The organism is Cupriavidus sp. CP313 (genome assembly GCF_054072015.1).
This window is the reverse complement of the sequence record NZ_JBSVZB010000026.1, coordinates 104,964-124,245: the sequence shown is the minus strand read 5'-3', so window position 1 is coordinate 124,245 and position 19,282 is coordinate 104,964. Positions and strand designations below refer to the sequence as shown.

Sequence of the window (19,282 nt, the reverse complement as noted above, 5' to 3'; positions counted from 1 at the left end):
AGCTGAAGCTCAAAGGACTGAGCCCCGTACAGTACAGGGCTCAGTTCGGTTCCACCTAGCTTTGACTCTCCAACTTTACGGGGTCAGTTCAGGTGAGGGGGGGTTAGCTAGGAACCACATCAAGCGGGGCCAACGGCTTTAACCCACGGGCGTCAGCCTTTGACACTCCTGCCCTCTCCCCCACCCCTCTCCCGCTGTACAGACCGGGGACATGGTGGACACATGTCCTCGCACACCTGTCACCTATGTCCCCGGTCTGTACATCCCGCACGCGGGAGAGGGGAGCCTGCTGCTGTCGTCGTTGCAAGCAAGCGGTGGTGAAGCGGCTCAGGGCACGATCCCCACCAGCCGCGACAGCGACTGCTCCGCGCCCCGGGCCGCCTCCACCACAAAGTCGATGAAGCGCCGGACCCGCACCGGCATCTGGCTGCGATGCGGGTAGTACATGTACATGCCGACATTGCTGCTGCTGTACCCCGGCAGGATCGCCTTCAGCCGCCCGCTGACAAGGTCGGCGTGGATCATGTAGGCGGGCAGCTGGCCGATGCCCATGCCGGCGCGCACCGCTTCGACCTCGGTTTCCACGTCATTGAAGCTCGCCACGGCAGGCACCTCCTGGTAGATCAGGTCGCCGTCCACCTGCAGCTCCCACGGCACCATGCGCCCGGTGGCGGGGCGGCGGAAGCCCGTGCACTGGTGCTGCAGCAGGTCGTCGAGGGTGGCCGGCTCGCCGTGCCGCGCCAGGTAATCCGGCGCCGCGCAGATGACCAGCGGCAGGTCGCACAGCCGTCGCGCCACCAGGTTCTGGCCCGGGCTGGTGCCGACGCGGAAGCCGACGTCGATCTTGGCTTCGACCAGGTCGGTGAAGAGGTCGCTCAGTACCACATCGAAGGTGATGCCGGGATATTGTTCGCGAAAGCCCCGCACCAGCGGGACCAGCACGCGGCTGCCGAGCGACGGCGGAGCGGTGAGGCGGATCAGGCCGTCGTCGTCGCTCTTGCTGCTGCGGACCTGCTCGAGCGCTTCGTCGAGCTGGCGCATGCCCGGTGCGGCCAGCTCGAACAGGCGTGCGCCTTCTTCTGTCAGGTTGAGCTTGCGCGTGGTCCGGTGCAGCAGGCGCACGCCGAGATGGTCCTCCAGCGTGCGCACGGCCTTGCTGGCGGCCTGCGGGGTAACGCCGGCCTCCACCGCGGCGCGGTGGAAGCTGCCGGCGCGCACCACGCCGAGGAAGAGGGTGAGGACACGGGCCTTGTCCATGACTGGCAACCAGAGGTTGGGAATGCGGCCATCATAACGCCAGTCGATATCACGAAAACAGCAAGGGCAGGCCCGTGCGCGGACTAGTGCTCGACCAGGTGCTCGATGCGGATCGGCAGCCCCCACACGCGCTTTCCGGTTGCGTGGAACACAGCGTTGGCCACGGCCGGCGCCACGCCCACCAACGCGATTTCGCCTAATCCCTTGACGCCCAGTTCGTTCATATGCGCATTCACCGGCTAGCCATCCCGCCGATCCGATGGCAATGGCCTGCCTGGCGCCCGTCACTTGCCTCCGGCGATTTCATCCATTCCGACGACGCCTTGAACCCTTTGCCATGTGAAGAATGTCCCACCACCCAAGGAGACAATCACATGACAAGGCATCCATTCGACCTGAGCGGCAAAGTGGCACTGGTGACCGGCGGCAACGGCGGCATCGGCCTGGGCATTGCCGAAGGGCTGGCCGCGGCCGGCGCCGATATCGTGATCTGGGGCACGAATGCCGCCAAGAACGCCGCCGCCGCAGACCGCCTGGCCCAGCATGGACGCAAGGTGCATACCGAGCTTTGCGACGTCGGCGACGAGCAGGCGGTCGATGCTGCAATGCAGCGCACGGTGGCGGCGCTGGGGCGTATTGACGGCTGCTTTGCCAATGCCGGCGTGGGCAGCGGCAACAAGGGACCGTTCGACCAGATGCCGACCGAGGCCTGGCGCAGGACCATGCGCGTCAACCTGGACGGTGCCTTCTTCACGTTGCGCGCCGCGGTGCGGCAGATGCTGGTGCAGGGCGAGGGCGGCGTGCTGTGCAGCACGGCCTCGGTCGCGGCGATTGAAGGCGCGCCGCGCTCCGAGCACTATGCCGCCACCAAGGGCGGCGTGATTTCGATGATGCGGGGGCTGGCGGTGGAGTACGCGCGCAAGGGCATCCGCGCGCACTCGATCCTGCCGGGCTGGATCAAGACCGAGATGACCAGCGTGGCCCAGGGCAACGATGCCTTCCAGGAAATGGTGCACAAGCGCGTGCCGATGCGCCGCTGGGGCGAGGGCAGCGACTTCGGCGGGATTGCGGTCTACCTGATGAGCCCGGCGTCGGCCTACCACACGGGCGATACCTTTGTGATCGACGGGGGCTATACGCTGTTCTGAGGCGAAGGGCCCACTGCCACACCCGACCGCCGCCCACGACATAGGCGCGTTCATCCGCCTGCGGCCAGGCTCCGCGCACAGGTAGTGCGCGTGGCCGAAGCGGGCGTGGTCGGAGCGGGCTCGGCTTCAGTGAGCTGGAACAGTCTGGTCATGATCCTATGGTGACTTCGCTTTCGGGTTTCTGGTTACACCCGTTGTACGGAGGTATGTGAAGAGAAATATGCTGGCGAAGCTTGAAGCAATTATCGCCCAGCACAAATTAAGAATTGTGTTGTTGCCGGCTACGCTGATCAAGGCGCTGATGGCCCCTGCGGCGCAAAATCTGATGGTGCTGCTCGCAGCTGCGGCGGTACCTGCTATTTCGTCAAATAGATTCATCGCCTCGGTGGCCGTCGCCGGGCGAACAAAAACAGTTCCTGCCGTACAGATGAGCATTGGCAAGAGAACTGTCAGAGAAGCATTTGCTTGGTAATGCGACATCGCCATCATGAGGAATCCTGATGTTGTCATGAGCAGTAGCCCAAGCTTGATTTGCCCCTGGGTTTCCATCTTCTTTGTCGCGTATGATGCCAGGGCTCCGCCAACTAAATAGGCTGCTCCATAAGCCATTAGTACAATGGAATATTCATAGTTGTTAATCTTAAGACCGACAATGAATATTGCCGGAGACACTATGATGAATGACAGGTGGCATGAAAAGGCAAGGGCGCCAATTAACGAATAGATCAGAAAGGATCGGGTTCCAAGGATTCTCAGGTAAGCGTTGCCATAGCATCGCATGCTGCCGCGGTGAGTTTTTGCTGTCTCCTCGAATTGACAGTAAACCTGAAAAAGTATGATCAGAGAAATAATTGCAAAGAGTATGAAGCTGCCCTGCCAGCCGAGCGCTGACTGAAGAATCGAGCCCAATAGAGGCGAGCACGCAATGAAAATCCCGGACAGCGTCGTAGTAAATATTCTGGTTCTCACGCCTTCCGTTCCCTTGTATGCATCCTGAACAATCGCTTGGGCTAGGACGAAGGAGGCGCAGCCAACGGATTGAATGATTCGACAGGCAATGAAAGCGCCATAGTTATGGGAAAAGATGCAACCCGTCGCCCCCACTAGCGCGAGAGCAATTCCAATCATTAGCAGCTTCTTGCGCCCGAAGCGATCGGATAGTGGACCGGCGAACAATTGTGCGATCGAAAAGCCTATGGAGAAGATGCTGATCGACAATGCTATATCGCCAGTCCCGGTGTGGAAGTGATCGGCCAGCGCTGGAAACGAAGGTAGCATGACGTCCAGCGGTATCGCGCTCAGAAGGATGAGTAGGCTGAGCAGGAGCAGCAAACGATCACTTTGATTGGTTGTGGTGGGCGTCATCGGTCTCCTGTCGGATTAGGCATTCGGATCAATCAGCCCATGTTTCGCAAAATTGGCGACATATCGCGGCTCACGGGGGAATGAACAATCTCGCAGAGCTGCTTCCACTCGTCTGCCAATTGAAAGGTAGGATGCGAAAATCAGCGCGGCCACGCGAAAATTCCGATTTGAGTGTCGGAATCATCCCGTTGGTGTGGAAATAGTGGCGGGCCCGCTTCGATACGGGCGTGGATTTTCTTTGGAACAGGGGGCCGGAAGGAAGAAGCAAGTCGGGCGGGACAGGGCACCCCGGGGACGTGAGTTTTCGCACGGCGTTTCTATACGCCAATCGAAGCCTGTAGGGGCAGTGGGCGGCGCCAAGCGGCGATCCGGCGTGACGCGGACGCCGGCGCCGGCGCCGGCGGTGCAATCGGCGCTTCAGCCGGCGAGTTTAGTTAGCCATCCAAGCGGGGCGCCAGGGCGGCAGACTCACCGCCCATGCGATGACGACTGTATCGGAGTGTCGGGACACTTCTTCGGGATGCGCGACGGGCTTTGGCGTCTTTTCTTGCCGAAATCGCTGGAGGAAGAGGAAGGGAGCATGCGGTTAGTGCGCGAAAGCTCCCTACCGGTCTTTGAGGCGCTCAGCAATGCGGCCGGGCGGCCGCGCGCCCTTAAAGCACGTCGTCCTTCAGGTGATACCAGTGGTACAGCACCCGCTGCCCCATGCGCCGGAACGGCGCGAACATCTGTGATTCCACCATCTCGCGCACGTTCGGGAACGGCAGCGGCGAGCGGAAGATCGGCAGTTCCGGCAGCGCGGCAGCCTTGCCTGCGATCAGCGCCGCCAGGCGCTTGCCAGCCTGGGCTGAGTACATCACGCCGTTGCCGCCGTAGCCCATGGCGTAGTAGATCGACTGGGCCGGATCCGGCTGGGTGATGCGCGGCATCATGTCGTGGCTGACATCGACCCAGCCCCACCACGAGTAATCGACCTGGATCCCCTGCAGCGCAGGGAACTTGCGGTACATGTCGCCGATCAGCTTCTGCTTGTACTGCTCCTGCGGCGCGTCGTTGCCGGTGATGGCGCTGCGGCTGCCGATCTGCAGGCGGCCGTCTGGCATCAGGCGGTAGTAGTGGCGCAGGATGCGGGTGTCGGTGATGACCTGCGTGGTGCGGAAGTTGCACGCGGCCAGTTCGCTGGCCGTGAGCGGGCGCGTGACGATGGAGTTCGACAGGATCGGGAACAGCCGGTTCTTCAGCTCGCGGTGCAGCGTCTGCGAGGTATAGCCACCGGTGGCCACGGCCACGGCGCGGGCGCGCACGATGCCGCCGGGGGTGCGCAGGTAGTGCACGCCGTTGCGGGTTTCCCAGCCGGTCACCGGGCTCGACGGATGCACCTTGGCGCCCAGCTCGCGCGCGCGTCGCAGGTAGCCGAAGGCGAGCTTGCCGGCGTGGATGCCGATGCCTTCGGGCTCATGCATGGCGCCCGCGGCTTCCTTGTCGTCGACATACTCGCGCCGCACGGTGTCGGCGTCCATGATCCGTGCGTCGTACTTGAAGACTTCGCGCAGGAGCTTGGCTTCCTTCTCCAGCGCCGGCATCACCTTGGCGCGGTGCGCGATATACAGGTGGCCGCCAGGCTGCGGGTCGCAGTTGATGTCCTGGATCAGGCCCTTGAAGGTCTCCATGCCGTCGCAGATTTCCTCATGCAGGCGCAGCGCGGTATCCAGGCCGTAGCGCTGGATCCACTGCGAGCGCTTGAGCCGCCCGGACGCGCATTGCGCCTGGCCGCCGTTGCGCGTGCTGCAGCCCCAGCTGACGCGGTTGGCTTCGAGCACGGTGGCCTTGATGCCGTATTCCTGTGCCAGGAAGATGGCGCAGGTCAGGCCGGTGAAGCCCGAGCCGATGATGGCCACATCCACGTCGATGTCATGCGTGATCGGGCCGTCGTCGGCGGGCGGCTCGCCCGCGGTGCCGATCCAGTAGGTGGGCGCGTATTCGCGGCCGTGGCCGGGGTTGGGGGTGTGCAGCGGGTCGTAGGCGGGATCGTACGGGCGGGCGGGCGCGGTGGACTGCTCGCCGGCAAGGAGGCTGCGGGGGGCTACGGCTTGCATGGCGCGTCTCCTCGGTCAGGCTGCGGGCGCTACGACGGGCGGGCGATCCTTGCGGTACGCGTTCTTGACCGCGATCTTGCCGTCGCGGAAGGTGAAGACGTCCACCATGCGCGCCTCGATGCGGGCGCCGTCGGCACGGGTGCCGCGGAAGGTGGATTCGCTCACGCCGCGGTCGCCCACGACAAAGTGGTCGCCATCGACCCACTGCGCGTCGGGGAAGGTCTGCCAGGCCAGCTGGAAGCCTTCGCGCACCGCCTCGCGGCAGATAAAGCTGCGGCCCAGCAGTTCGGGCCCGGCCACGCCGTGGAAGGCACACTCATCGGCCATGAAGCTCATCAGGGCCTCGATGTCGTGGCGGTTCCAGGCGTCGTTGAAGGCCTGCAGCAGTTCGATGCCGGCGGCGGTGTTGTCCTTGGACATGGATTGGTCTCCTGAGTGTTGTCTGCCGGTCCGTGGGGAACCGGCCATGACTCGAGGATAGGGAAGCCGTGCGCGGCGCTGTAGCGCCAGTTCGGGACAATCGCTTGGGCCAGCGGCGGGAGACACCGCCGCGGGCCCGCTCAGGCCGCGGGGCGGACCCGGGAAGTGACGGCGGCGGCGGTGGTGGCGCCGCTGGCGGTGGCCTGCAGCTCACGCGCCACGCCCGCCAGCACGCGGATGCCTGGCTCGATGCGGTCCAGCGAGATCGACGAGTAGCCCAGCCGGAAGCCGTTGCGCGGCGCGGGCTCGGCCATGAAGAAGACGCTGCCGGGCTCGATCAGCACGCCCTGCAGCTCGGCCAGTCGCGCCAGCGCATCGGCATCGAGCCATGGTGGCCCCTCGATCCAGCATGAGGCGCCGCCGGCGATCGGCACCGCGCGGAAGTCAGGCATATGCGTGGCCAGCGCCGCCAGCACCGCTTCGGCGCGCTCGCGGTGCGCGGCCGCGAGCCGGCGCAGGTGCGCGTCATAGTGGCCCAGCGACAGGAACAGCGAGAACGCGCGCTGGATATAGGCCGACGGGTGCCTCAGCATCAGCCGCCGCGCGCCGCGCAACTCGGCGATCAGTGCCGCCGGCCCGACGATATAGCCGATGCGCAGCCCCGGCGCCAGGCTCTTGGACAGGCTGCCGACATAGATCACGCGGTTGCTGCGGTCCAGGCTCTTGAGCGTCGGCGTGGGGTCGCCTTCGAAGCGGCTTTCGCTTTCGTAGTCGTCCTCGATCAGCACGAAGTCAGCTTCCTCGGCCTGGCGCAGCAGGGCCTGGCGGCGCGCCAGCGGCATGGTGACGGTGGTGGGGCACTGGTGGCCCGGGGTCACGTAGACGTAGTCGCAGGCGCGTTGCGCGTCAGACAGGGTCAGGCCGTCGCCGTCGACCGGCAGCGGCACCAGGTGGGAGGTGTGCGAGCCGAAGATATTGCGTGCGTCCGGATAGCCGGGGTCCTCGATGCCCACCGGCGTGTCGGGGCTGACCAGCAGGTCGGCCAGCAGGTACAGTGCCTGCTGCGCGCCCACGGTCACCACGATCTCGTCGGCGCCGGCCCACACGCCGCGGCGCGGCAGCACGCGGGTGCGGATCTGCTGCACCAGCGATTCGTCGTCGCGCAGGATCATGTCCTGGGCCCAGTCGTGGATGTCGAGCACGCTCAGCGCCTTCAGGCAGCATTCGCGCCAGTCCGCGGTGGGGAACAGGGCCGGGTCGTACTGGCCGTAGATGAAGGGGTAGGGGTAGTCGCGCCAGTTGGCACGCTTGACGATATTGCGCTGCTGCGTGGGGCGGAACACAAAGCGCCGCTCCCAGTCCGGCTCGCCCGAGCGGGCGGGCACCGGCTCGCCGCGCAGCGAGGCCACGCCGCTCACGCGTGTGCCCAGGATCTCCGGGTTGACGAAGTAGCCGCTGCGCTCGCGCGCCACCAGGTAGCCCTCGTCGACCAACTGCTGGTAAGCCAGCACCACGGTGTTGCGCGCCACGCGCAGCTGCGCCGACAGCTCGCGGCTGCTGGGCAGCGGCTCGCCCTGCGGCAGCTGCTCGTCAAGGATGGCCGAGACCAGCATCTGGCGGATCTTGCCCTGCAGGCTCAGGCCCGAGTGGGCATGCTGCTGGAACAGCTGGGACCAGAGGGTGGTGGGAGACTTCAGGCTCATGGGGCAGGGGGCGTTGCCTTAACGGCGAAGCGCGCCAGCATACCGCACCGGCGCGCCACGTCAGTCATGGTCAGTCATCAATACTCGTGCAGGTCCGGGCGCGGCATCTCTGCCAGCGGCACTACCGGATCCACGCCACCTCGAAACAGTTGCCGCGCGGCGTAGGCCACCAGCAGGACGCCCAGGCTCACCACACCCAGCGCAAGCGGCGTGCGCTGGTCGGGGATGAAGGCCATCGCCACCACGATGCCGATCATGCCGGCGATCGCCAGGTAGGTGAGGTACGGGTAGCACCACATGCGCACGCGCAGCTGGTCTGGCGCTTCGCGCTCCAGGCGGGAACGCAGGCGCAGCTGCGAGATCGCGATCAGGATGTAGACGAAGATCGCCACCGTGCCGTACGAGTTCACCAGGAAGGCAAACACCGTATCCGGCGAGATATAGGACATCACCACCGCACCGTAGCCGAACAGGGTCGCCACCAGGATGGCGCGCACCGGCACGCCGTTGCGGCTCACGCGGGCCAGCGACTTGGGGGCGTCGCCACGTCGGGTCAGCGCGAACAGCATGCGCGACGAGGCATACAGGCCCGAGTTGAGCGCCGACAGCACCGCGGTCAGCACGATCGCGTTCATGATCTGCGCGGCCGCCGGCACGCCCATCACGTTCAGCGCACTGACGTACGGCGTGGCGATGCTGGAGGAGTTCCAAGGCACCAGGCAGACCACCAGCAGGATCGAACCCACATAGAACACCAGCACGCGCGTGATCACCGAACTGGTGGCCTTGGCCACGGCCTTCTGCGGCTCGGCGGTCTCGGCAGCGGCGATGGTGACGATCTCGGCGCCGAAGTAGAAGCCGGTGGCGGCTACCGCGCCGGTCAGCACCGGCACAATGCCGTGCGGCATGAAGCCGCCGTTGGCGGTCAGGTTGGCCACCTGCATGCCATGGGAGCCGGGGGCCAGGCCCAGCACATAGACGCCGGCGATGAACAGGAACACCATGATCGCGGCTACCTTGATCGATGCGAACCAGAACTCGAACTCGCCGAAGGACTTGACCGACACCAGGTTGGTCAGCGTCAGCAGCACCAGCAGCACCAGGCTGATGATCCAGTTGGGCACGTCGGGCAGCCAGTAGCGCACCAGGTCGGCACCGGCCACGGCTTCCAGCGCCACCACGATGACCCAGAAATACCAGTACATCCAGCCGGTCAGGAAGCCGGCCAGGTTGCCCACCGCCGGGCGGTCGCGCCAGGCTTCGCGTGCATACTCATAGAAACCGCCGCTGCCGGGCATGGCGCAGGCCATCTCGCCCAGCATGCGCATTACCAGCACCACCAGCAGGCCGGTGATCAGGAAGGAAAGGACCGCTGCCGGGCCGGCGGACTTGATGACGACGCCGCTGCCGACAAAGAGGCCTGCGCCGATCACGCCGCCGAGCGCGATCATGGTCATGTGACGTTGCTTCAGGCCGTGGGATAGCCCGTTGCCGGACTCTGGTTGTTGGATCATGTTGTGTCTCCTGTGCTGCGCTTGCTGTCGGTACTGCGTTGCAGCCAGTACAGCGTTTAAGGCAGGCGCCACGGCTTCTCTTCGGTATAGGTGGCAGGGCAGTAATTGCCAGCCTGGGGCCGTGGTCGGTCAGTATTTGCAATCCCGGGGAGGGATGGCCTATCCGTACATGTCGACTTGTCTCCGGTGATCGCTTAAAAAACCGGAACCAGAAGTTCCGAAAAATTGTTCTTTCACTGGAATGTAGGCCGTTCGCAGGGGAAGGTCAACCAGAAGTTTCGATAATTGATATGATTTGACTCTGAAAATGAAACTTACCTATGATGGAGCCAGGCATGAACGATATGCGCCTCGCCAAAAGTGACGCCAAGCCGGATGGAGACACGCCGGCACTGCGTTTGTTCGGCCTGCTCGAAGTCATCGCGGAGAAGGACCAGTCCTTCAACCTGCAGGCGCTGGTGGAAGAAACCGGACTGCCCAAGCCCACGCTGCACCGCATGCTGCAGCAGCTCGAGGCTGCGGGCCTGATCCAGCGCAACGGCGACGGGCGGCAATACGGCACCGGCCTGCGGCTGCGCCGGCTGGCGGAGAACCTGTTGCTCAACAGCACCTCGCACGGCGCGCGCCACATGGTGCTGCGCCGGCTGGTGGAAGAGGTGGGCGAGAGCTGCAACCTGACCGCGTTCTCCGGCGGCGAGGTGCTGTACCTGGATCGCGTGGAAACGGCGGCGCCGCTGCGTTTCTACCTGCATCCGGGCTCGCGCGTGCCGGCGCACTGCTCGGCCACGGGCAAGCTGTTCCTGGCGCAGCTGGCGCCGGCGCAGCGCCAGCGGCTGCTGGCCAACGTGGAGCTGGAACGCTACACGCAGAACACGCTGACCGACCACGCGCAGCTGGAAGCCGAACTGGAGCGCGTGAAGCGCGACGGCTACGCGATGGACGATGAAGAGTTCCTGCCGGGGCTGGTCTGCATCGGCGTGCTGGTGCCGGCCGTGGACGGCGGCAAGTCCAACCTGGGGCTGGCGCTGCAGGCCCCGGTGATGCGCGTGACGCGCGACAAGGTGCTGCAATTGCTGCCCGCGCTGCAGCGTGCGGCGGGCGCGCTGGCGGCGATCGAGGCCGACAGCGCCGGCAGCTGGCAGGGCGGCGCGGAAGAGGACGAATAGCGCGCACGGCGTCACGCGGATTGCTCCGCTTGCCGCAGTGCCGATGGCATGGCGACAAGCAACAAGGAGCATGAGGTGACGCAAGACCAGTTTGGCAAGCCCGACCGGATGATTCCGGTGCGCAGCGTGTTCGGCATCGATTCCGGCCTGATGGTGCCGGCCTTCAGCCAGCGCGACGACCACGTGCCGGAGATCGATCCGGCCTACCGCTTCCAGCCCGAGGTGACGCTGGCAATCCTGTCCGGCTTCATGCGCGACCGGCGCGTGATGGTGCAGGGCCTGCACGGCAGCGGCAAGTCGACCCATATCGAGCAAGTCGCCGCGCGGCTGAACTGGCCCTGCGTGCGCGTCAACCTGGACGGGCATATCAGCCGGCTGGACCTGGTCGGCAAGGATGCCATCGTGGTGCGCGACGGGCGCCAGGTCACCGAATTCCAGGAAGGCATCGTGCCGTGGGCGCTGCAGCGCCCGGTGGCGCTGATCTTCGACGAATACGACGCAGGCCGGCCCGATGTGATGTTCGTGATCCAGCGCATCCTGGAGCGCGACGGCAAGTTCACGCTGCTCGACCAGAACCGCGTGATTCGCCCGCATCCGTCTTTCCGGTTGTTTGCGACATCCAATACCGTGGGCCTGGGCAACGTCAACGGCCTCTACCACGGCACCCAGTTGCTCAACCACGCGCAGATCGACCGCTGGAACGTGGTGGCCACGCTGGACTACCTGCCGCATGAAGAGGAGGCCAGCATCGTGCTGGCGCGCGTGCCGGAGCTGGACGACGACGCCGGGCGCGCGCTGGTCGATGCGATGGTGGCGCTGGCCGGGCTCACGCGCCGCGGGTTTGCCGCCGGCGATGTGTCGGCGCTGATGTCGCCGCGCACGGTGATCAGCTGGGCCGAGAACTGCCAGATCTTCCGCGACCCCGCGCTAGCCTTCCGCCTGACCTTCCTGAACAAGTGCGACGAAGCCGAACGACCGGTGGTGGCGGAGTATTACCAGCGTTGCTTCGGCCACCTGCCGGGTGAGGCCGCCGGCGTCAGCGCCGAGTCGGAGCCCGCGCGATGAGCGCGGCCACGGTCGCGCAGCAGTTGCGCCGGCGCCAGCGGCAGGATGAGCTGTCCGGCGCCGCGGTGCGCGCGATCACCGGCGATGCGGCGCTGCATTTCCGCGACGGCCAGCTCTGGCGCGCGATGCGCCCGGTGCCGCAGCATGCGCCGCACTTGCGCACGGATCTGGAAACCGACACGGCCACCTGCCTGCGCGGTGCGGCCGATGGTGCCGCCCTGCGCCAGGCGCATTCCGACGCCGCGCTGCATCGGCAGCTGTGCCCGGCCGATCCGGTCGAGCGCCTGGTCTTCGAACTGCTGGAGCAGCTGCGTTGTGAGACCCGCCTGCCGCGCGGCATGGCCGGCGTGGCGGCCAACCTGCGCCACCGCTTCATGGCGTGGTCGCGGGCCTTCCATCGCTCCGGGCTGACCGAGGGGCACCTCGGCATCCTGCTCTACACCGTGGCGCAGGTAGCGTGGTCGCGCCTTACCGGCGAGCCGGTGCTGGAAGTGACCGAAGACCTGATCGAAGCCACGCGCGCCGCCATCGTGCCGGTGCTCGGCACCTCGCTGGCCGGCCTGCGCGCGCAACGCCACGACCAGGCCGCCTACGCCGCGCATGCACTGGCGCTGGCCCGCGCGGTGGCGCAGATGATCCGTACCGAAGCCCCGCTTGCCGGCGAAGACGACGACAACTCAGCCTCGGCCGCGCGCGCCGGGTTTGCGCTATGGCTGGATTTCGACGAACCGCCAGCGGAAGACTTTGCACTGGCCGACAGCGGCCACAGCCGCGTGCTGGCAGATGCCACCGGCGGCTACCGCGTCTTCACCACCGGCTACGACCGCGAAGTGCGCGCCGCCACGCTGGTGCGCCGCGCCTTGCTGGACGAGTACCGCACGCGGCTCGACGCACGCATCGCGCGCGCGGGCGTGAACATCGCCCGGCTGGCGCGCCGGCTGCGCGCCGCGCTGTCCCAGCCGCGCGTGGATGGCTGGTCCTTCGGCGAGGAAAGCGGCCGCATCGACGGCCGCCGCCTGGCGCAACTGGTCAGCTCGCCCGCCGAGCGCCGGCTCTTCCGCCTGGAAGCGCACAAGGCCCATGCCGACTGCGTGGTCGGCTTCCTGATCGACTGCTCCGGCTCGATGAAGGCACAGGCCGAGCCGCTCACGCTGCTGATCGACATGCTTACCCGCGCGCTCGACCAGGCCGGCGTGGCCACCGAGGTACTCGGCTTCACCACCAACGCCTGGAATGGCGGCCGCGCCCGCGCCGACTGGCTCGCGCGCGGCCGCCCGCAGCACCCTGGCCGGCTCAACGAGACCTGCCATATGGTGTTCAAGGACGCGCAGCGCAGCTGGCGGCGCGCGCGTACCGATATCGCCGCCTTGCTCAAGGCCGACCTGTTCCGCGAAGGCGTGGACGGGGAGGCGGTGGAGTGGGCCTGCACGCGCCTGCACGCCAGCGGCAAGGCGCGCCGCATCCTGGTGGTGGTGTCCGATGGCAGCCCCATGGATACCGCGACCGGGCAGGCCAACGACGCCTGCTACCTGGACAACCACCTGAAGGCCGTGGTGGCCCGGCACGAGGCGCTGCGGGATGTGGAAGTCCTGGGGCTGGGGGTTGGGCTGGACCTGAGTCCTTACTACCGGCATACGCTGGCGCTGGACCTGTCACAGCCGGTGGATATGGCGATGCTGGATGAGGTGGCGGGGCTGGTGGGGGCGAGGCGGCGGTAGCGGCAAGACTAGCGTTCGAAACGCTGGCGGCGTTCGCGTTACGCGTACACGGCCAGGAAATCGTGCAAGCCGAAGGCGCACTCGCCTGCCCAGCGCGGTATTCTTTCAGCCGCTCCTCAACGGCCGCTCACCCGCGCACCGTCTCCCTGGGCTGCCATGACACCGCGATATCCCCATCGATAAAAGTCTGGCAGGCCAGCCGGAACCCCGTCGCCAGCTCATCCTCGGTCAGCAGTTTCTTTTCCTTCGGCTTGACCGCGTCCGTATGCTCGTGGCCCTTTTCGATGCGGCATTTGCAGGTGCCGCAAAGGCCGCCGCCGCACTTGAAAGGGATGCCGCCCTGCTCGCGCAGCGACACGCGCAGCAGATTGCTGTTGACCGGCGCGCTGACCGTCTTGCCGTGGTTGGTGAGGAAGGTGATCTGGATCATGGCGAAGATTGACTGAAGGTCACGCGTTAGTAGTCAGGAGCGCCTGTCCATGGCGACCGGGGCGGGCACCAGGGCGATGTCCATGCTGCCGAAGCTGGCCAGCTTGCGCAGCGCGGCGCGGGCGGCTTCCAGCGTGGCGTACTTGTCGAGGAACTTGGTCGACACCAGGTTGACGATGTTGGGTGGCGTTTCTTCCAGCACCCGCACCTTGGTATCGGCGGCCAGCTCGGCGATGACGAAGCGCGCGGTGCGCTTGCCGTAGAAGACGTAGTCGTAGGCTTCTACCGCGGTCATGCCCGCGGTGGGCTCGGTGCGGAACTGGCCGGGGCGGCTGGTGAGAAGGACGAACATGTCAGGCGTCCGCGCTGGCCGTGGCCAGGATGCCGGCGGTGGCCGGCGCCGCGCCGGTCAGGTCGTCCTGCGCCAGTTCGATGTCGTGCTCGATCCATAGCTGGCAGGCCAGCCGGTAACCCTGTTCGAGCCGCTCGCCGAGCTGCTTCTTTTCCTTCCAGTTGGGCGGCGGCAGGTGTTCGGCGCCGGCGATCACGCGGCAGGCGCATTTGGAGCACTTGCCCATGCCGCACTCGTAGCGCAGGTTGGGGTAGGGGAACTGGCGGATCCCCGCGCGGACGACCAGGTTGGTCTGGGACTTGACCTCGTCGACGAAGGTCTGGCCCTGCTTGTGGAAAGTGACTGTCGGCATCGTGCGGTTCCTGCCGGGTGGGGCGCCCACCCGGCGTCAAGAGAAGTCGGGGAAATCTGTCGGACCCTGGCGGGCACTTGCGGCCGCCTACGACCACAACACCATCGCGGCCACGGTGGAGCAGGCCAGCCCGATCAGCACCGGGATCAGCAGCGCGCGCACCGCGTCCAGCACCGGTACGCGGGCGAAGCCGGCCACCGCGATCAGCGACGACCACGCCACCAGCGTGCCGCCGCCGGTCCAGACCGCGCCCATCTGGCCCACCGCGGCCAGCGTGGCGGGGTCGAAGCCGACCACCGGGCCGAGCGCGCCGGCCAGCGTGCCAGTCAGCGGCAGGCCCGCGAAACCGGAGCCGTCGATGCCGGTGATCATGCCGACCAGCAGCACCCCGAAGGCGACCAGCACGTGGTTGTCCGGGATCATGTGCTGGTAGGCCTGGATCAGTTCGAACAGCAGGCTCGGCGCCTTGCCCGGCGGCAGGCCCAGGATCTGCGCGGCGGTTTCGCCGGCGCCGACGAAGAAGAAGCCCGCGATCGGCAGCACCGAGCCCATCGCCTTGAACGCGAACACGAAGCCGTCCGTGATGTGCTCCGGGCACACGTCGAGCATGCGTCGCGGGCCTTCGGCGGCCAGCGTCGCCAGGATCATCAGCACCGCCGCGACGCCGCCGACCAGCGCAGCCGCATCGCCGCCCTTGAGGTCCTGCACGCCGGTGCCCAGCTTGGGCAGCACCATGACGGCGACTACGGCAAGGAAGGCAACGGGCGTCACGATCGCGAAGCATTTCGACCACTTCACCCGGCGCCGGGCCACCATCGACAGGCTTGCCTCGATATTGCTGTCGGTGGCCAGCGGCTCGGCGTGGGCGGTGCCCTTGGCGATCTCGGCCTTGTCGAAGGTGCCGCCGCCTTCCAGCGCCTCGGCGGTGCCGCCGGCGCGCGCCTGCCAGCGGTCGAGCAGGGTGCCGCAGGCGGGGACGATATGCTTGCGCATCGACAGGTAGGCCAGGCACAGCGCAATAGTGCCGGTGATGAGCGACAGCGCCAGCGCACGATCGGCCACCACCGCGGCGCTCACCGCCGCGCCGGCCGCCTTGGCGCTGATACCGGGCGCCACGCCGATCACATAGTCGGACGACAGCGCCATGCCCTGGCCGGCGATGGCGATCGCCATCGCGCCCGCCAGCGGCGGCAGGCCCGCCGCGATGGCGGCCGGCAGCAGGATCGCCGATACCAGCGGCACGGCCGGCGTCGGCCAGAAGAACAGGGAGATGACATAGGTGATGCCCGCCAGGATAAAGAACGCCGAATGCCCGTTCTTCATCACCACGCGGAAGGGCTCGACCATGCGGATGTCGGAGCGCAGCGTCTTGAGCGCATTCAGCAGCGCCGTCATGAACGCGATCACCAGGAAGATATTGAACAGTTCCTTGGCGGCAACCAGGCTCGCGGAAAACACCCCGCCCAGTGCGGAGACCGGGCTGCCGGTGAGCGCAAACACGACCAGGGCGGTGCCGACGATGGAAGGGACGACAACATTGGCGCGCAGGATCATCGTCAGCACGATGACTGCTACCCCTGACAGATAGATCCAGTGCGCGGCACCGATCACGACTTGTTGTGACATGAGGACTCCCTGGGGGCGGAGGGGTTTGTGGGGGCCCCGGGTTCCCTGTCAGCTCCTGGAACCCGGTTTCGGTATACTATATTCCTACGCGATCTCGCGACAACAAGTTTTTCATCGGGACTTACGCCTATGCCCGGTTGGTGCAAGTCGCTCAAACTCCGCACATTTATTGGGCTAGCGACGGTGTGACGGGTACTTTAAGTGGTGCACGGGCGGATGAATGGTTTGCCCGGCTTCACTCCTACATGTAGACTGTATACCGTTATGCGGCGACTCACACACGAAGTGCGAGCAATATAAGCAGGAGGCGTGCCCGTATGAGGCCGTCCGTCCGGCGCGCTTCATTCACGCCTTCCAAGCCGCTGTTCCAACCTGTCGCCATGACCTCTGCCTTGCCCGCCACGTTGTACTCGCTGCTCCCCGCCGGACTCTCCGTCTCCACGTATCTATGGATGGGGGCGCTCATCCTCGTGGGCGCCTGCCTGCAAGGCGTGGGCGGGATCGGCTTTGCGATGCTGTCGGCGCCGCTGGGGGCAATCTTCTTCCCGGACCTCGTGCCAGGACCGCTGCTGGCGATGGGCTGCTGTCTCTCCTTATTGGGTGCGCTGCGTGAGCGGGAGGCGATCGCGTGGCGCATCGCAGGCTTTGCTCTAATCGGGCGCGCGCTCGGCGGGGTGGCGGCGGTGCTGACCATGGCGTGGCTGGCGCCGGGTCCGCTGGGGGTGCTGTTCTCAGTGTCGATACTCGCCGCCGTGGCGCTGAGCCTGCTGGGCTGGCGCCTGCTGCCGACTTCGCGCAACGTGGCCATTGCCGGCACCCTGTCGGGCTTCATGGGCACGATCACCTCGGCCGGCGCGCCGCCGTTCGCGCTGGTCATGCAGCACATGGCGCCGGCGCCGATGCGCGCGACCATGGGCACCATCCTGTCCGGCGGCGCGGTGCTGTCGCTGGCCATGCTCGCGCTGGCGAGGCGCTTCGGCCTGCCGCAGCTGGTGCTGGCGGCGGCGCTTGCGCCGTTCCTGCTGGCCGGCTTCGCGCTATCGAACCGCCTGCGTGCGCACGTCTCGCCCGGCGTCGTGCGCCGCCTGCTGCTGGGACTGTGCGCAGCCGGGGCACTTGGCGTGCTCGGACGCACGGCGTTTGCCTGACGATTTCTGCGCCCACTCGCCCACTCGCCCGCTCGTTTTCCTGTCTTTCCCTGCCAACCCCAATCAGCGGAGTTCCCATGCAACACATCACAGACGCGATGGTCGATGCCCACGTCAGCCCGGAGGATGCCCGGCAAGTCATGGAAGCAGCGTTTTCCAGCTTCGCGCGCGGCGACGCCGCGATGCAGGAGCGCATCCGCACCGAGGCGGGCGGCGTCAAGCTGTCCACGCTGGGCGCGGTGATCCCGCAGCAGGGTGTGGCGGGCGCCAAGGTCTATACCACCATCAACGGCCAGTTCTCCTTTGTCATCCTGATCTTCTCGGCCGACGACGGCCGTCCGCTCGCTTCGTTCGACGCCGGCGCCATCACGCGCCTGCGCACGGCCGCCTGTACCACGCTTGCGGCGCAGCGGCTGGCCCGGCCCGGCGCGCGCACGCTGGCGCTGTTCGGCGCCGGCACGCAGGGTGTGCAGCACGCGCGCCAGCTCAGCGAGACGCTCGGGCTGGAGCGCATCCTGGTGTCTGATCCGCACGCCGATGAAGGCATGCCGGCGCGGCTGTCGGCGCTGTGCGGCATCCCGGTCACGCTGGCGGAGCCCGATGCTGCCGTGGCCGAGGCCGATATCGTTGTCACCGCCTCGCGCGCGACCACGCCGCTGTTCGCGGGCGCGTCGCTCCGGCCGGGCGCTTTCGTCGCCGCCATCGGCTCCAGCCTGCCGCATACGCGTGAACTGGACGACACCGCGCTGCGCCGCGCCGCCGCCGTGGTGGTCGAGTGGCGCCCGCAATCCGTGCGCGAGGCCGGCGACATCGTGCTGGCCGATCCACAGGCCCTTCCGCACGAGAAGATCCTCGAACTGGGCGACGTGGTCCTGGGCAAGGTGTCGCCACGCCAGCGGGCCGACGACATCGTGATCTACAAGTCAGTCGGTGTGGGGCTGGAAGACGTGGCGCTGGCGGGCTTCGCCTGGTCCCGCATCACTGGCGCGGCGGAGCGTCGCGCCGCCTGAGCGCCATCGCCCGCTCCACCGCCGGGTAAACACTTAAGTGATTAGTCAACGAAGTCCTTGTCGTCGCTGCCTGACTGTATATAGTATACAACTATGCAAGGGCCGATCGATTTACGAAGCGACCCCGGCATCCAACCCACCCAATCGCCCCACATCGCCAACCAGGAGCCTCCCCCATGGCCGAACTGATGAACCGCGAAGCATTCCGTGCTGCCCTTGAAGAAGCCATCAAAGGCAAGAGCGCCAACAAGGCGCCGTTCAGCGTGGCCTGGGCCAGCGGCAAGCTGACCCGCGCCCATCTCGCACGCTGGGCCGAGAACCACTACCACTACGTCGGCCCGTTCGCGGATTACCTGGGCTACATCTACGCCCGTACCCCGGACCGCTATACCGAAGCCAAGGATTTCCTGCTCGCCAATATGTATGAGGAAGAGATCGGCGGCGACCGCCATACCGACCTGCTGATCCGCTTTGCCGAAGCCTGCGGTACCACCCGCGAGCGCGTGATCGACCCGGACAATATGTCGCCCACCACCCGCGGCCTGCAGAGCTGGTGCTACGCCGTGGCCATGCGTGAAGACCCGATCGTGGCGGTGGCCGGGCTGGTGGTCGGGCTGGAGTCGCAGGTGCCGTCGATCTACCGCAAGCAGACCCCGACGCTGCGCGACAAGTACCAGTTCACCGACGAGGAAGTCGAATTCTTCGACCTGCATATCGTCTCGGACGAGATCCACGGCGAGCGCGGCTACCAGATCGTGCTGGAGCACGCCAACACGCCGGAACTGCAGCAGCGCTGCCTGAAGATCTGCGAGATCGGCGCCCAGATGCGGCTGCTGTATACGACGGCGCTCTATCACGACTACGTCGAGAAAGAACTGCCGCTGCCCGAACTCGACATGGCCGCCTGAGCGCC

General features: G+C 66.4%; 18 protein-coding genes. 7 read left to right on the top strand and 11 right to left on the bottom strand.

All coding sequences use genetic code 11. From position 1 onward, the window contains the following. Positions 1–327 precede the first annotated feature (327 nt). A complete protein-coding gene (locus ACW4E8_RS29540) occupies positions 328–1,257 on the bottom strand; it encodes a LysR family transcriptional regulator (protein ID WP_456807743.1) in 930 nt (309 codons plus the stop codon). A gap of 83 nt (positions 1,258–1,340) precedes the next feature. Beyond that, positions 1,341–1,481 (bottom strand): aldehyde oxidase, encoded by a 141-nt coding sequence (locus tag ACW4E8_RS29535; RefSeq protein ID WP_456807742.1) that lies wholly within the window; start codon positions 1,479–1,481, stop codon positions 1,341–1,343. Between the two features lie 150 nt (positions 1,482–1,631). Here ACW4E8_RS29535 and ACW4E8_RS29530 point away from each other — a divergent pair, with 150 nt between their 5' ends. Then, a complete protein-coding gene (locus tag ACW4E8_RS29530; protein ID WP_456807741.1) occupies positions 1,632–2,405 on the top strand; it encodes an SDR family NAD(P)-dependent oxidoreductase in 774 nt (257 codons plus the stop codon). A 156-nt stretch (positions 2,406–2,561) separates the two neighbouring features. Here ACW4E8_RS29530 and ACW4E8_RS29525 read toward each other — a convergent pair whose 3' ends face one another. From ACW4E8_RS29525 to ACW4E8_RS29505, 5 genes are all read right to left on the bottom strand, one after another. Next, the gene (locus ACW4E8_RS29525; protein ID WP_456807740.1) at positions 2,562–3,770 is read right to left on the bottom strand and encodes a Bcr/CflA family efflux MFS transporter; all 1,209 of its coding nucleotides are present in this window, start codon (positions 3,768–3,770) and stop codon (positions 2,562–2,564) included. Positions 3,771–4,423: 653 nt separating this feature from the next. Continuing rightward, positions 4,424–5,866 (bottom strand): NAD(P)/FAD-dependent oxidoreductase, encoded by a 1,443-nt coding sequence (locus tag ACW4E8_RS29520; protein ID WP_456807739.1) that lies wholly within the window; start codon positions 5,864–5,866, stop codon positions 4,424–4,426. Positions 5,867–5,881: 15 nt separating this feature from the next. Next, the gene (locus ACW4E8_RS29515; RefSeq protein ID WP_456807738.1) at positions 5,882–6,286 is read right to left on the bottom strand and encodes a nuclear transport factor 2 family protein; all 405 of its coding nucleotides are present in this window, start codon (positions 6,284–6,286) and stop codon (positions 5,882–5,884) included. A gap of 140 nt (positions 6,287–6,426) precedes the next feature. Beyond that, the gene (gene pdxR, locus ACW4E8_RS29510; RefSeq protein ID WP_456807737.1) at positions 6,427–7,989 is read right to left on the bottom strand and encodes a MocR-like pyridoxine biosynthesis transcription factor PdxR; all 1,563 of its coding nucleotides are present in this window, start codon (positions 7,987–7,989) and stop codon (positions 6,427–6,429) included. 77 nt (positions 7,990–8,066) lie between these two features. Next, the gene (locus ACW4E8_RS29505) at positions 8,067–9,503 is read right to left on the bottom strand and encodes an amino acid permease (RefSeq protein ID WP_456807736.1); all 1,437 of its coding nucleotides are present in this window, start codon (positions 9,501–9,503) and stop codon (positions 8,067–8,069) included. A gap of 335 nt (positions 9,504–9,838) precedes the next feature. On the opposite strand from ACW4E8_RS29505, the gene ACW4E8_RS29500 reads away from it, so the two are divergent. The 3 genes from ACW4E8_RS29500 to ACW4E8_RS29490 are packed head-to-tail and all read left to right on the top strand — an operon-like array spanning position 9,839 to position 13,452. Then, positions 9,839–10,669, top strand: coding sequence for an IclR family transcriptional regulator (locus ACW4E8_RS29500; protein WP_011617529.1), 831 nt, complete (start codon positions 9,839–9,841; stop codon positions 10,667–10,669). A 48-nt stretch (positions 10,670–10,717) separates the two neighbouring features. Then, positions 10,718–11,734, top strand: a complete 1,017-nt coding sequence (locus ACW4E8_RS29495; protein ID WP_456807735.1) for an AAA family ATPase — start codon at positions 10,718–10,720, stop codon at positions 11,732–11,734. After that, on the top strand, positions 11,731–13,452 hold the full coding sequence (locus ACW4E8_RS29490; protein ID WP_456807734.1) for a cobaltochelatase CobT-related protein: 1,722 nt from the start codon (positions 11,731–11,733) through the stop codon (positions 13,450–13,452). Before ACW4E8_RS29495 ends, ACW4E8_RS29490 begins: the two co-directional genes overlap by 4 nt. Positions 13,453–13,579: 127 nt before the next feature. On the opposite strand, the gene ACW4E8_RS29485 is transcribed toward ACW4E8_RS29490, so the two are convergent. From ACW4E8_RS29485 to ACW4E8_RS29470, 4 genes are all read right to left on the bottom strand, one after another. Then, positions 13,580–13,882, bottom strand: a complete 303-nt coding sequence (locus ACW4E8_RS29485) for a 2Fe-2S iron-sulfur cluster-binding protein (protein WP_456807733.1) — start codon at positions 13,880–13,882, stop codon at positions 13,580–13,582. A gap of 33 nt (positions 13,883–13,915) precedes the next feature. Further along, entirely contained in the window at positions 13,916–14,233 is a 318-nt protein-coding gene (locus ACW4E8_RS29480) for a ferredoxin (protein ID WP_456807732.1), read from the bottom strand. 1 nt (position 14,234) lies between these two features. Beyond that, on the bottom strand, positions 14,235–14,585 hold the full coding sequence (locus ACW4E8_RS29475) for a 2Fe-2S iron-sulfur cluster-binding protein (RefSeq protein ID WP_456807731.1): 351 nt from the start codon (positions 14,583–14,585) through the stop codon (positions 14,235–14,237). An 87-nt stretch (positions 14,586–14,672) separates the two neighbouring features. Then, entirely contained in the window at positions 14,673–16,211 is a 1,539-nt protein-coding gene (locus ACW4E8_RS29470; protein WP_456807730.1) for a hypothetical protein, read from the bottom strand. A gap of 452 nt (positions 16,212–16,663) precedes the next feature. Here ACW4E8_RS29470 and ACW4E8_RS29465 point away from each other — a divergent pair, with 452 nt between their 5' ends. From ACW4E8_RS29465 to ACW4E8_RS29455, 3 genes are all read left to right on the top strand, one after another. Then, on the top strand, positions 16,664–17,359 hold the full coding sequence (locus ACW4E8_RS29465; RefSeq protein ID WP_456807751.1) for a sulfite exporter TauE/SafE family protein: 696 nt from the start codon (positions 16,664–16,666) through the stop codon (positions 17,357–17,359). 77 nt (positions 17,360–17,436) lie between these two features. Further along, on the top strand, positions 17,437–18,369 hold the full coding sequence (locus tag ACW4E8_RS29460) for an ornithine cyclodeaminase family protein (protein WP_456807729.1): 933 nt from the start codon (positions 17,437–17,439) through the stop codon (positions 18,367–18,369). A gap of 176 nt (positions 18,370–18,545) precedes the next feature. Continuing rightward, the gene (locus tag ACW4E8_RS29455) at positions 18,546–19,277 is read left to right on the top strand and encodes a TenA family transcriptional regulator (protein WP_010810360.1); all 732 of its coding nucleotides are present in this window, start codon (positions 18,546–18,548) and stop codon (positions 19,275–19,277) included. Positions 19,278–19,282: the final 5 nt, after the last annotated feature.

Excerpts from the sequence above, each read along its gene's own strand:
- ACW4E8_RS29540 (WP_456807743.1), bottom strand. The coding sequence starts at position 1,257 with ATGGACAAGGCCCGTGTCCTCACCCTCTTCCTCGGCGTGGTGCGCGCC.
- ACW4E8_RS29535 (WP_456807742.1), bottom strand. The coding sequence starts at position 1,481 with ATGAACGAACTGGGCGTCAAGGGATTAGGCGAAATCGCGTTGGTGGGC.
- ACW4E8_RS29530 (WP_456807741.1), top strand. The coding sequence starts at position 1,632 with ATGACAAGGCATCCATTCGACCTGAGCGGCAAAGTGGCACTGGTGACC.
- ACW4E8_RS29525 (WP_456807740.1), bottom strand. The coding sequence starts at position 3,770 with ATGACGCCCACCACAACCAATCAAAGTGATCGTTTGCTGCTCCTGCTC.
- ACW4E8_RS29520 (WP_456807739.1), bottom strand. The coding sequence starts at position 5,866 with ATGCAAGCCGTAGCCCCCCGCAGCCTCCTTGCCGGCGAGCAGTCCACC.
- ACW4E8_RS29515 (WP_456807738.1), bottom strand. The coding sequence starts at position 6,286 with ATGTCCAAGGACAACACCGCCGCCGGCATCGAACTGCTGCAGGCCTTC.
- pdxR (WP_456807737.1), bottom strand. The coding sequence starts at position 7,989 with ATGAGCCTGAAGTCTCCCACCACCCTCTGGTCCCAGCTGTTCCAGCAG.
- ACW4E8_RS29505 (WP_456807736.1), bottom strand. The coding sequence starts at position 9,503 with ATGATCCAACAACCAGAGTCCGGCAACGGGCTATCCCACGGCCTGAAG.
- ACW4E8_RS29500 (WP_011617529.1), top strand. The coding sequence starts at position 9,839 with ATGAACGATATGCGCCTCGCCAAAAGTGACGCCAAGCCGGATGGAGAC.
- ACW4E8_RS29495 (WP_456807735.1), top strand. The coding sequence starts at position 10,718 with ATGGCGACAAGCAACAAGGAGCATGAGGTGACGCAAGACCAGTTTGGC.
- ACW4E8_RS29490 (WP_456807734.1), top strand. The coding sequence starts at position 11,731 with ATGAGCGCGGCCACGGTCGCGCAGCAGTTGCGCCGGCGCCAGCGGCAG.
- ACW4E8_RS29485 (WP_456807733.1), bottom strand. The coding sequence starts at position 13,882 with ATGATCCAGATCACCTTCCTCACCAACCACGGCAAGACGGTCAGCGCG.
- ACW4E8_RS29480 (WP_456807732.1), bottom strand. The coding sequence starts at position 14,233 with ATGTTCGTCCTTCTCACCAGCCGCCCCGGCCAGTTCCGCACCGAGCCC.
- ACW4E8_RS29475 (WP_456807731.1), bottom strand. The coding sequence starts at position 14,585 with ATGCCGACAGTCACTTTCCACAAGCAGGGCCAGACCTTCGTCGACGAG.
- ACW4E8_RS29470 (WP_456807730.1), bottom strand. The coding sequence starts at position 16,211 with ATGTCACAACAAGTCGTGATCGGTGCCGCGCACTGGATCTATCTGTCA.
- ACW4E8_RS29465 (WP_456807751.1), top strand. The coding sequence starts at position 16,664 with ATGGGGGCGCTCATCCTCGTGGGCGCCTGCCTGCAAGGCGTGGGCGGG.
- ACW4E8_RS29460 (WP_456807729.1), top strand. The coding sequence starts at position 17,437 with ATGCAACACATCACAGACGCGATGGTCGATGCCCACGTCAGCCCGGAG.
- ACW4E8_RS29455 (WP_010810360.1), top strand. The coding sequence starts at position 18,546 with ATGGCCGAACTGATGAACCGCGAAGCATTCCGTGCTGCCCTTGAAGAA.